At 34.7% G+C, this 12,108-nt stretch carries 11 protein-coding genes; 5 read left to right on the top strand and 6 right to left on the bottom strand.

The window, feature by feature from the left end:
* The first annotated feature begins 319 nt into the window (after nt 1–319).
* Complete coding sequence (locus JM172_RS16950; protein WP_214483564.1) at nt 320–793, top strand: DinB family protein; 474 nt, start codon at nt 320–322, stop codon at nt 791–793.
* A gap of 100 nt (nt 794–893) precedes the next feature.
* Here the strand turns inward: JM172_RS16950 and JM172_RS16945 are convergent, their stop codons facing one another.
* A complete protein-coding gene (locus JM172_RS16945; RefSeq protein WP_214483563.1) occupies nt 894–2,339 on the bottom strand; it encodes a sensor histidine kinase in 1,446 nt (481 codons plus the stop codon).
* Entirely contained in the window at nt 2,329–3,033 is a 705-nt protein-coding gene (locus JM172_RS16940) for a response regulator transcription factor (protein ID WP_214483562.1), read from the bottom strand. Before JM172_RS16940 ends, JM172_RS16945 begins: the two co-directional genes overlap by 11 nt.
* A gap of 372 nt (nt 3,034–3,405) precedes the next feature.
* Between JM172_RS16940 and JM172_RS16935 the strand changes: the two genes are divergently transcribed.
* Both JM172_RS16935 and JM172_RS16930 read left to right on the top strand, forming a co-directional pair.
* Entirely contained in the window at nt 3,406–4,845 is a 1,440-nt protein-coding gene (locus JM172_RS16935; protein ID WP_214483561.1) for an ABC transporter permease, read from the top strand.
* A gap of 16 nt (nt 4,846–4,861) precedes the next feature.
* Nucleotides 4,862–5,560 (top strand): ABC transporter ATP-binding protein, encoded by a 699-nt coding sequence (locus JM172_RS16930; RefSeq protein ID WP_214483560.1) that lies wholly within the window; start codon nt 4,862–4,864, stop codon nt 5,558–5,560.
* 59 nt (nt 5,561–5,619) lie between these two features.
* Here JM172_RS16930 and JM172_RS16925 read toward each other — a convergent pair whose 3' ends face one another.
* Nucleotides 5,620–6,075, bottom strand: a complete 456-nt coding sequence (locus JM172_RS16925; protein ID WP_320258796.1) for a GNAT family N-acetyltransferase — start codon at nt 6,073–6,075, stop codon at nt 5,620–5,622.
* Between the two features lie 424 nt (nt 6,076–6,499).
* Between JM172_RS16925 and msrA the strand changes: the two genes are divergently transcribed.
* Together msrA and JM172_RS16915 are read left to right on the top strand one after the other, a co-directional pair.
* Nucleotides 6,500–7,606, top strand: coding sequence for a peptide-methionine (S)-S-oxide reductase MsrA (gene msrA / locus JM172_RS16920; protein WP_483297262.1), 1,107 nt, complete (start codon nt 6,500–6,502; stop codon nt 7,604–7,606).
* 250 nt (nt 7,607–7,856) lie between these two features.
* A complete protein-coding gene (locus JM172_RS16915) occupies nt 7,857–8,093 on the top strand; it encodes a hypothetical protein (RefSeq protein WP_214483559.1) in 237 nt (78 codons plus the stop codon).
* A 293-nt stretch (nt 8,094–8,386) separates the two neighbouring features.
* On the opposite strand, the gene JM172_RS16910 is transcribed toward JM172_RS16915, so the two are convergent.
* The 3 genes from JM172_RS16910 to JM172_RS16900 all read right to left on the bottom strand — a co-directional run bounded on the left by JM172_RS16910 (nt 8,387) and on the right by JM172_RS16900 (nt 11,982).
* Entirely contained in the window at nt 8,387–9,835 is a 1,449-nt protein-coding gene (locus JM172_RS16910; RefSeq protein ID WP_214483558.1) for an MFS transporter, read from the bottom strand.
* A 38-nt stretch (nt 9,836–9,873) separates the two neighbouring features.
* On the bottom strand, nt 9,874–11,169 hold the full coding sequence (locus JM172_RS16905) for an MFS transporter (protein ID WP_214483557.1): 1,296 nt from the start codon (nt 11,167–11,169) through the stop codon (nt 9,874–9,876).
* Between the two features lie 402 nt (nt 11,170–11,571).
* Entirely contained in the window at nt 11,572–11,982 is a 411-nt protein-coding gene (locus JM172_RS16900; RefSeq protein ID WP_214483556.1) for a hemerythrin domain-containing protein, read from the bottom strand.
* Nucleotides 11,983–12,108: the final 126 nt, after the last annotated feature.

The following is a 12,108-nucleotide window of genomic DNA, read 5'->3' as shown; positions in this document are numbered from 1 at the left end:
TAGCTCAAATTTTTATACGTGTATGTTTTAGTACAATCAAAATAAAACACAAAGCTACAAGATCATATCATTACAATGATATTTCGATGACTATGGAATAAAATGCACTTTACAATGATGTTGTATATATAAGCTCTTTTCGTAAAATTTGATGCTTTTTCACTTACATTTGAGTAAATAATGTGTATGATAGATTTTTTAAGTTGTCAGAGAAGAAAAGGACCTGAAATCTAGTTGTGTACGTGTTTACTTCGTAAGACGAAAAACAACAATGAATGCGAAAACAGCCTATATTAAAGAATCATAGGGAGATGTTATTATGGATGCAAAAGCTTTAATCCTTCTTGATCTAAAAGAATGTAGGCGTAGATTCCTCACAGTTGCTAGAGGATTTTCAGATGATTTATTATGTTGGAAACCTGATGTCGAAGCATTAACAGTTGGAGAAACCATTAGGCATGTACTTTTGCATGATTTCTCATGGCTTACCATCTTACGTGAGCATAGATTACCTTCTGAAGAAGAAAGGAAACAATTGTGGGGAAAACCATTCGTTACTATTGAAGGTGAAATAGCTGGCAGTAATATATATCATGATAAGTTACTATCGTATGTTAATGGAATACCTTCTTCAACATATAGTTCAAAGATGATTAAATGGCCGCATAAAGATATTGAAAGGTCATTAGGAGACACACTAGAAAGAAAAACATATCATGACGCAGTACATACTGGACAGTTACTTCAATATATGAGAATGCTGCAAATTGATCGACCTGATATTTGGGACTAGATCAGGTAGCAGTATCTGCCTTTCGCTATATGTGAGTATATTTTTTAAATCAGGTGGAGGAACCCTCCACCTGATTTGCTTATTCAAAATCTAATATCGTTTAATCGACAGACTTATCTATGCGATTTACAGTCTCAGGTTTACTTATAGGAAAGGCAATGACGAATTTAGTACCATGCTGTTTTTTACTGTCAACGGAAATTTCACCACCATGTAAATTTACAAGTTGTTTAACGATAGCTAAACCTAATCCAAACTCTCCGTAAGGATTATTTCTACGTGAAATATCCGCTTTATAAAAACGGTGCCAGATCATTTCAATTTCTTTAGAATCTATGCCGATCCCTGTGTCCTCGATTTCAATGATCACCTCGTTATATCCCTTCTTGCCTCTTAGCCAGATCGTACCATCAGACGTGAACTGAATGCTGTTTTTCGTAATGTTTATTAAAATTTGCATTAACCTGTCATAATCAGCATGGATATAAATGTCCTCATCAACATGTATTATTACTCGGTTATTTTTTTGCTCTGCTTGAGTAATTAAATGCTCTTTAATAATTTCGAATATATCTAACAACTGTATGTCGACTTTATGTAGTGGAATTTGAAGTGAACGAATATTTTCATAATCCAAGTTTTCATTTACAAGTCGAATAAGCCTCTTTGACTCTGTACTAATTAAATTCAGGCCTTTATCTTTTTCTTGCTCTGGAATCATGTTATTTTTTAAACCTTCAATTATGCCACTTATTGTCGTTAATGGTGTTCGCAATTCGTGTGATACATCTGCAATAAATTGTCTACGTCGCTTTTCTAGTCGATTAATTTCGTCATTTGACTCTCTTAACTTTGAAGCCATTTGGTTAAAGTCTGCTGCTAATTCTCCTAGTTCATCTAGGGTTCTATCTGGCACATTAACATTATAGTTTCCATCTGCAATCATGGAAGTAGCCTCACGAATGTGTTGGATTCGTCTAACATGCAATTTTGATAATAACCAGCTTAATAATAAAGAAATGGATAATGAGATAATAACTGTGTACAGTAAAGCTCTATTTAAAGAACTAATCATATCCTGTGTATTACTAATAGGTGCAATTAATAAGATGCCTCCTTGCACTTTTTGATCAATAACATAAGGAATAGCAACCAATGATGCTTCTTGATCAAAGCGTTGTATATCATGCTTTATAACTACTGTTTCGCCGTTAGATATTTGCTGTAATTCTTTTTCGTCTAACTGTATTTTTTTAAAACGATCAACAAAGGGTGATAGAATGGATCCTTTATTATCAAACATTATTAATCGAATGTTCCTTGCCCTTAATACTTCGTTATATTGCTTTAAAGGTTTCTCAGTCTCAATGCTGCTTTGGTCTATAACACTTAAAATTTCATCACCAAATGACAGTAATTCATCAACTTTGTTTTGGAAGATTAAGTTTTCGACAAAGTGAGTAAATAACAAACTTAAAATTAACAATGCAATAACTAAAATACTAATGTGACTTCCAATAAGTTGATATATATATTTAATTCTCATTACTTTCAACCAATTCATCAAATTTATAACCTACACCCCATACTGTGTGGAAAAAAGGGCGCGAGTTGGTACCTAGTTTTTTGCGTAATCTTTTAATATGTACATCAACAGTTCTTTCATCACCATAATATTGATAACCCCAAACTTTTTCTAATAAATGCTCTCTTGAAAACACTTGTCTTGGATGTTGAATAAAAAAGTACAAAAGATCAAATTCTTTTGGTGTTAAATTTGAAATTAATGTATCATCTAAAAATACTTCACGTGTATTTTTATTTATTTTTACAAAGTCAGTTTGAATCTCATCCGTTTCAGTACTTTGAGGTTGTCCTTGATGATATCTGCGGGTAACTGCTTTTATGCGTGCCATGAGTGTAAGTGGACTAAATGGTTTCGTTACATAGTCATCAGCTCCCATATCCAAACCTAGTACTTGATCTGACTCACTATCTTTAGCTGTTAACATAATGATAGGAACGGTACTTTGCTCTTCTCTTATTTTGCGACAAATACTTACACCGTCCATATGTGGAAGCATCCAATCGATAATCAGCAAGTCCCAATTTTCTTTTTTGAACTGGTGATAGCCTTCTAGTCCATCATTTACAAATTTTCCAGACAAGCCTTCTTTTGAAAAAAACATTTCTAGCATAGAGCAAACACTTTCATTATCCTCGATGACTAGAATCTTCATCTTACACCTCCACTAAAAATTACTTTATTTAAAGTTAAATTGAATAATGACTATTTTCAACCTCTATGTAAAATATTTCGTTTTCGTTAAAGGTTACGAAATAGTTCATTCATAGTTTGGACATATATAGGCGTTAAGATTTATACATTCACATAAAAAAGTCCAAAGATTGGAGGAGATTATCAATTATTAATAAATGCTTTTTTTGTTACTTTTACAAACTAGAATAACTAGAAAAGGTATGGGATTATCCTCATTTTACTATGAACGCTAGTTTTGTGCGTTGTAAAAGTAATACGAAAACATCCCTAAAAAAAACACAAGACATATTAATTAGATATAAATAATTGCAAATGATTAGGAGGAGTAAGAATGAATTTCTTAAAACGTGCTTTCTTGAGTGTAACTGCTCGTAAAGGAAAAAGTATGTTACTAGTATTTGTTTTTTCAGTGATTTGTGTTTTAGTACTGGCTGGTCTATCCATTCAAACTGCAGCCCAAAAATCTAGCGAATTAGCAAGACAACAATTAGGTGGAGAGGTCACCTTACAAGTCGATAGAGAAAAGCTTATGGCAGAAGGAGGACAACAACAAAGTGAAGGTAGACAACAAGGGCGTATGCAATCTGTCCCAGTTCCAGTAGAGTCTGCTACAGCATTGTTATCATTAGATAACATAAAAGGATATAACTATTATTCTTCTGCATCTGGGTTGGCTGAGGATTTTGAACCGATTGTTAGTGAACCGATTGATGAAGAGGAAACAAATACAGGACAAGGGGGCTTTAATAACTCTGGAAATATGCGTGGAGTCCAGGCAGATATAAGTGTTCAAGGGGTATTATTTACAGATTCGGTCGAGACATTTTTAAATGATGAAGCATCGATTGTTGAAGGTCGCCATTTGACGGAAGAGGACATAGGTGAGGACGTTGCAGTAATAGAACAAAATTTAGCTATAGCAAATGATTTAGCTATTGGTGACACGTTAACGATTCAAAGAACAGATGAAGCTAGCTCGGTAATGCTCGAGATTGTCGGAATCTATGAAACAACAGAACTAGTAGATGATCAAGCAGCAAGTTTCGATTTTTTGAACCCATATAACAGAGTATACACACCTTATACTACTGCTTCTAGCTTGAAGAGTGAAGACTATGAAGACGCTATAGATTACGCAGTATATTTTATGGACGACCCTGCAAATATTCAAAGCTTTATTGATGAAGCATCTCTTGAAAGTACTATCGATTTTGATGTTTTTAAGCTAGATGCTAACGATCAATTATATGAACAGATGATTGGTCCTATCGAAAATGTTGCATCATTTTCAACCAATGTCGTTTATTTAGTAACGATTGCTGGTGCAATTATTTTAGGGTTAATTGTCATGATGTCAATTCGTGAACGAAAGTATGAAATGGGTGTTTTATTAGCGATAGGTGAAAAGAAATGGAAGCTAATTGGACAATTCTTAGTAGAAATTTTAGTTGTAGCAGTTATAGCACTCGGTATATCTGCTGTAAGTGGTAATGTCGTTGCAGGACAAATAGGTGACCAGCTGTTATCACAAGAAATACAACAATCTGAAGAAACAGCCTCAAACCCTGCTTCTTTCGGACAGAGAATGCCAAGGCAAGTACAACAACAAATAGATGTTGAGCCAGTTAATGAGTTACAAATTGATGTGACAGCCGGAGATTTAAGTATGCTAGGGATGATTGGCTTATTAATTGCAATATTATCAACGTTAATTCCATCTATGTCAATATTAAGCCTTCAGCCAAAAACAATTTTATCAAGGCAAGATTAACTGAGGAGGAAATAAAATGGGTGCCTTATTGGAATTTATAGACGTAAATTATTGGTATGAGCATGAAAATGAAAAACAGACAATCTTAAATAATGTTAATGTAAGTTTTGAAAAGGGGAATTTTTATTCGATAGTTGGACCTTCTGGCTCAGGTAAAACAACCTTTTTAGCTATGGCGAGTGCACTGGATATGCCAAAAAATGGGAAAATATTATATGAAGGAAAAGATATAAAAAAAATTGGTTTATCTAACTTTAGAAACAAATATGTGTCGATCGTCTTTCAGTCATATAATTTACTACCTTATATGACAGCTATTCAAAATGTTATAACCGCAATGGAGATTACTGGATCAGATGAAGCAAATAAAAGAGATTTTGCACTGAGTATGCTTAAAAAGGTAGGTATTACTGAAAAACAAGCTGGACAAAAGGTGCTTACGTTAAGTGGGGGACAGCAACAGCGTGTTTCTATTGCACGGGCACTGAGTTGTAAATCAGATTTAATAGTCGCTGATGAGCCGACTGGAAATTTGGATGAAAAGACTGCTAAAGATATCGTTAAACTATTTCAAGATTTAGCACATGAAGAGGAAAAATGCGTCATCGTTGTTACACATGATAACAATATTGCAAATGTTTCAGATGTTACAGTGAGAATTTCAAAAGGTAACTTTAGAGTCATATATAACAACCAAACTTCTTCAATTAAGTAAGTAGCAAGTTGCTCCCCACTAATTTTTAGAGGAGCAACTTTTTTTCTATGTAATTTCTCTTAAATTGAATAAGTTAGCCACTCGCCCTTAACTCCACCCATTTTTTTATAGAAGTTTTGAGCACGGGTATTATCAGGTGCTGTCTCCCAAGACATAAAAGCAAAGTTATTTGTATCCTTGTAATCTACACACTTTTGAAAAAGCTTCTCTGCAACCCCAGTTCCTCGATAGTTATTTCTTACATATAAATCATTTAGTACGACAACCTTTTGTGCACTTAATGTACTGTATGAAAAGTATAATGTCGCAAAACCAATTAATTCTCCATGGTGCTCCGCGACAAATTGGATTCCTTCTTTTTGTTGAGTGAGCATATTTATTAGGTTGTCGATCTTACTTGCTGGTGGCTGCTCCTTATGATAAAAATCACAAATATACTCAAGCATTAAAGCTTTTATTTGTTCGTTGTCCTCTACATGCATTGGTCGGATAATCGTTTGGTTCATCATATCCATCTCACATTTCACTCCCTTTTTAAATTAGTAGTTTAGATGTATATATTATATTCTTTATCTAATTAATATAATAACTAGAATTTTAAAAAAATTATGCAATTTTTGTTACCCCATTTCTTAAATGTGGAATTTTTAAAGTAATTAATACTTTATTGATATCTGATCCTCTTCATTTGTCTAAATAAGAAAGGCTGATTTCGAGTTCATTGTTGCTTTTTGTAATAAGAGCTTTAAACTCTAAAGACGATAACAATCACATCATACACATCAGTTACTCAATGTTTTCGAAAAGAGTCATAAGAAAAAAGCACTCCTTAGTATCTACATATGTAATACTTTGTTAATCTTTTCGTTATCCTTTTATAAGGTTCTTTCTATACGCTATGAACAATGATGAACTACATTTATAGAGAGGGGTATAAAAGTGCAAAAAAACAAATGGAAAATAACGATGATCCTATCGGTGAGCCTAGTTATCATTGTAGGCATGTATTTTTTATTTGGATCTAATCAGCAGGAAGCTACTGTAAAACAAAGTTATAATGAATCAATGTATGCGAAAGCGACGTTTGCAGGTGGTTGCTTTTGGTGTATGGAGCCACCGTTTGAAAAGCTTGATGGTGTGATAGATGCCGTTTCAGGATATACTGGCGGTCAGCAAGAAAATCCAACATACAAAGAAGTGTCTGCTGGAACAACAGGTCACATTGAGGCAGTTGAGATTATTTACGACCCTGAGAAAGTAACCTATGAAACTTTATTAGAGGTATTTTGGAGACAGGTCAACCCAACAGATTCAGGTGGGCAGTTTGTTGATCGTGGAGAACAGTATCGAACAGCAATCTTTTATCAAAATGAAGAACAAAAAGAGCTAGCAGAACAGTCAAAAAGCAGCTTGAATGAATCTGGACGATATAACGATCCAATTGTAACAGAGATTCTACCAGCTGCAACATTTTATAAAGCAGAGGAGTATCATCAAGATTACTACAAAAAGAATAGCTTAAAGTATAAATTTTATCGACATAACTCGGGAAGAGATCAATATTTAGATGAGACTTGGGGTGATGACAGAGAATTTGACATTCCTAAAGCATTTATCAAGCCTTCTCAAGAAGAGTTAAAGGAGAGCTTAACGCCTATACAATATAAAGTAACCCAAGAGGATGGTACAGAAAAGGCATATGATAATGAATTCTGGGATCATAAAGAGGAAGGTATTTATGTTGATATTATTTCTGGAGAACCATTGTTTAGTTCATTAGACAAATATGATTCAGGAACTGGATGGCCGAGCTTTACACAACCTCTTGAACCAAATAATATTGTTGAACATGAAGATCGCAGCTTGTTTATTACACGTACAGAAGTAAGGAGCAAAAATGCAGATTCCCACCTTGGTCATGTGTTTACTGATGGACCGAAACCAACAGGCTTAAGATATTGTATAAATTCAGCTGCCCTACGATTTATATCAGCAGATGATTTGCAAGAAGAAGGGTACGGTGAATATATGAGTATATTTAAGTAAAGATATAGAGAGTAAGATGAGGGGTTTGGATAGTAAACAGAGGTTTGGTTAGTAAACCAGTGAGTTTGGATAGAAAAGCAGCGAATTTGGATAGTAAAAAAGCGATTTTGGATAGAAAAGCAGAGATTTTGGATAGTAAACCGAGGTTTGGATAGAAAATCAGAGATTTTGGATAGTAAATCAACGATTTTGGATAGTAAACAAGAGAGTTTGGATAGTAAATCAACGAATTTGGATAGTAAACAGAGGTTTGGATAGAAAACCAGTGAGTTTGGATAGTAAAATAGCGAGTTTGGATAGAAAACCAGTAAGTTTGGATAGAAAAGCAGAGAGTTTGGATAGAAAAGCAGAGAGTTTGGATAGAAAAGCAGAGAGTTTGGATAGTAAAATAGCGAGTTTGGATAGAAAACCAGTAAGTTTGGATAGAAAAGCAGCGAATTTGGATAATAAACCAGTAAGTTTGGATAGTAAAATGAGGTTTGGATAGTAAACCAGTAAGTTTGGATAGTTAACCAGCGATTTTGGATAGAAAAGCAGTAAGTTTGGATAGTAAACCAGCGATTTTGGATAGAAAAGCAGCGAGTTTGGATAGTAAAATAGTGATTTTGGATAGTAAACCAGTAAGTTTGAACAGAAAATCAACAATTTTAAACAGTAATAAGTGAATTGGCTAGTAAATCTAGGCTAGTGGATAAGAATCTGGTTAGTATGATGAATAACCTAGTGAGTTAGGCGAGGGTCTCAGGGGTTTCACTTCAATAGAAAAAACCCCTATTGATTCTATGTTTCAGCTGTATATTCATCACCATGGGAATCTTTTGGCTCTTCTAAAGCAAACATGCAATATATAAAACTTAGTAATGCACCTACAGACAGAATAATAAAAAATTGTCTAGGAGTAACGAAAGTGAGTAATGTTAAGTAGACAACGGCTCCTACATTTCCATAAGCACCTGCCATGCCGGAAATTTGGCCAGTCATTTTACGTTTAATAAAAGGGATTACGGCAAAAGTAGCTCCTTCTGCTCCTTGGATAAACATAGAGGTTAAAACAGTGATGGTAACAGCCAGAACAATAGGCCAACTTGAGTTGATAAATGCCATCCCAAGTAACCCTATGGATATTCCAAACATATAAGCGAGCATGATTAGCTTTCTACTTCTAACATGATCAGATATCCATCCACCTAACGGCCGTGCAAATAAATTAACAAATGCAAAAGATGAGGCTATTAATCCCGCTGTTGTCGGGGTTAAAGAGAATGTTGTTAAGAAAAAAGTTGGTAACATCGAGACGATTGCTAATTCAGCACCGAAGTTTGCAAAATAAGTTGTGTTAAGAGCAGCGACATTTTTAAAGCGATAGCCTCCTGATGTTGTTTCCTTTGATTTTAGCAAAGGTATATTTACTCTTAATATTTGAATGATTTGATAAGTGAGTACAATGAGCAGAATAACATAAATAACATATAAGGTATTTTGCGGAATGAAGTTTAAATTTTTTAATCGCCATGCGAGTAATCCCAAAACACCGACTAATGGAATTGTCCAAATAATTAATTGAATTAAATCACCCCAAGAGCTTACTTGCATTGCTGCTATTTTTTCTGATCGAAGAAATTTTTTGCCTTCAGGTGTGTCAGTTACGATAAAGAAATAAATGATACCATAGATGAGGCAAATAACGCCTGTATAAGCAATTGCATATCTCCAGCCGTTGTCACCGCCGATAATTTGTATAGCTATCCAAGGCAACAGAACAGCAGCTGCAGCCGAACCAAAATTGCCAAATCCAGCGTAAAAGCCTTCTGCAAAGCCAACTTTTTTTGGAGGGAACCATTCGGAAATGATTCGAATTCCAATGACAAAGCTTGCACCAATACCACTTAAAACTAGTCGAGATACGAAAAGCTGCATCCATGAATTTCCGAATGCAAAAACAAAGGTAGGAAAAGCCATGATAATGAGTAAGGCAGAAAAAACGATTCTAGGTCCATATTTGTCAAGTAACATCCCAACAACTATTCTTGCTGGGACAGTTAGAGCAACGTTTATAATAGCTAATGCCGCGAGGTGATCATCTGTCAACCATCCTACAGATTGGACCATCGTTGTGGCTAGAGGTGCCATATTAAACCACGTAAAAAAAGAAATGAAAAAAGCTATCCACGTAAAATGTAATACTCGAATTTGTTTGTTTTGAAACTTCATTAATTCACTAGGTTTCATGTGGAATTCTCCCCCAAATAATTACAAATAGAAGTTGATTAACATTTAATTTCAGCATTTTTTCGAGAATAATAATACCAGCAAATTATTAAGCTGATCGCGTAATATACAAGAAATATATATAAAGCAAAATTGGCAGAGCCCGTTGTGTCAATTGACCAGCCAAATATTTTTGGGATTAAAAATGCACCGTAAGCTGCGATTGCTGCAATAAAACCTAACACTGGTGAGGACTCTTTTGCTGGGAAAATAAAAGGAACCATACGGAAAGTAGAGCCATTTGCTATTCCCGTAGTAAAGAATAGTATAAGAAACATGATTAAAAATCCGGTAAAATGATGAATTTGTAAGAAGTATATTACACCTATCGTAGCAATAATCATAATAATAATGTCCCAAAATGTAATAAGTGCACCACTGCCTATTTTGTCTGATATCCACCCTCCTACTGGACGGACTGCTGCTCCGATTAATGGCCCTAAAAATGCTAACCCGACTGCATTTTGTTCGGCAAATTCATTTTGAATTAACAATGGAAAAGCAGCGGCATATCCAATAAATGATCCAAAGCACATCGTATACAACCAAGTCATAATCCAAGTGTGCTTTCTTTTGAATATAATAGCTTGTTCCTTAAATGATTGTTTTGTTCCCGGTAAGTTGTCCATGCCGACTACCGCAGCTAGTGTTATGATAATAATCGGAACTACCCAGACGAACGCTGCATTTTGAATCCAAATGGTTTCACCATTGTCTAATGTTTGCGATGTCCCAGTAAAAGTCCCAATAATGCTTGCTGTTATGACGATTGGAGTGAGAAATTGCACGACACTAACACCTAGGTTACCAATACCAGCATTTAATCCCAAAGCCGCCCCTCGCTCTTTTTTAGGATAAAATGGATTAATATTTGCCATGGATGAAGAAAAATTCCCACCACCGATACCACATAATGCTGCTAAAGTTGCCATCATTGTAAAGGACGTTTCTGGATTGTTGACTGCAATGCCAATTCCTACAGTTGGTAAAAGCAAAAGCGCTGTGCTAATGACTGTCCAATTTTTTCCACCAACAATTCCAGGCATAAAAGTAAAAAATATACGAAACGTTGCTCCTGTTAATCCAGGAAGGGCTGCCAACGTAAATAATTCAGATTGGGTAAAAGAAAAGCCTACATCATTTAATCTGACAGCAACGACTGACCATATTTGCCAAACAACAAATGCTAGTAGTAGGGCAGGGATGGATATCCATAAATTTCTTCGAGCATGTCTTCGACCTTCGCGCTCCCAAAAATCTTCATTTTCTGGTTCCCAATTCGTAATTCTAGCCATGCAAATCCTCCGTCCTAAATATTAATCTATGTTATCATTCCTTTTGGTTAATATTTGTATACGTGTATATTCTAAATAAGGAAAAGCATGTCAATAAGAGTACATTTACTGTTTTTCACTCTAAGCAACAACAACGTCCGCAACTTGAATTTATGTCCTTTTCTTCTGAAAAAACGGAAATAAGACCCGTACGTTCCAATAAATTCATAATAAAAGAGCAACCTTTAGATAATCTTAAAGATTGCTCTTTTGTAATGGCAGTTTTCGCATTTGTTGATTTTTGCACTAAATCTAGGTTTTATGGTATTTTGGTTAATTTTTAATTATGGTGGTCGATAGATTTCACCTTATTGCCATTATTAGTAATGAAAGCAGTAACATTTATCGAAGGAGTCTAGGTAATTAAGACAAAAGTATCTCCTCATCATGATTATGTATATCCAAAACAATTAATATAGCTTTAAAATGGTCAATCACTTCTTCAGTTAACCCTTCGTTTTTTAGCATGTCTTTTACGTCCGTTACTAATATTCGTAACAAGTCATGGTCTCGCTTTAACATAGTTAATGATTCTTTTAAATTTGGATTCTTATTAAGAAGATCAACATAAAATCCTTCCTCTTCAGAATCTGCGTGAGCGATCGTTCTAGTTTCCCAATGTTCAACTAGCACTTTTGCAACAGTTTGTGCGTATTGGTGTTGGTCGTCTTTATATAACTTCACTAGCATATCAAGTAACTCTTTCCCCTCAGTGACTGCTCCTTCATGAATTGATTGATGGGCGTCCAATTTTCTTAATGATGGTCCTGACATCTTCATTCACCTCATTATTCGTGTTGTTAATGGTTAACAGTATAAACACCTTATTAACTTTTAAACATCTAATCATTTAAGAATATTTACTAAATGATTTGGGCAAAAGAATCTCATAGCGATGAT

The organism is Bacillus sp. SM2101 (assembly GCF_018588585.1).
Lineage (GTDB): Bacteria > Bacillota > Bacilli > Bacillales > SM2101 > Nanhaiella > Nanhaiella sioensis.
This window is presented reverse-complemented; position numbering and strand designations above follow the sequence as displayed.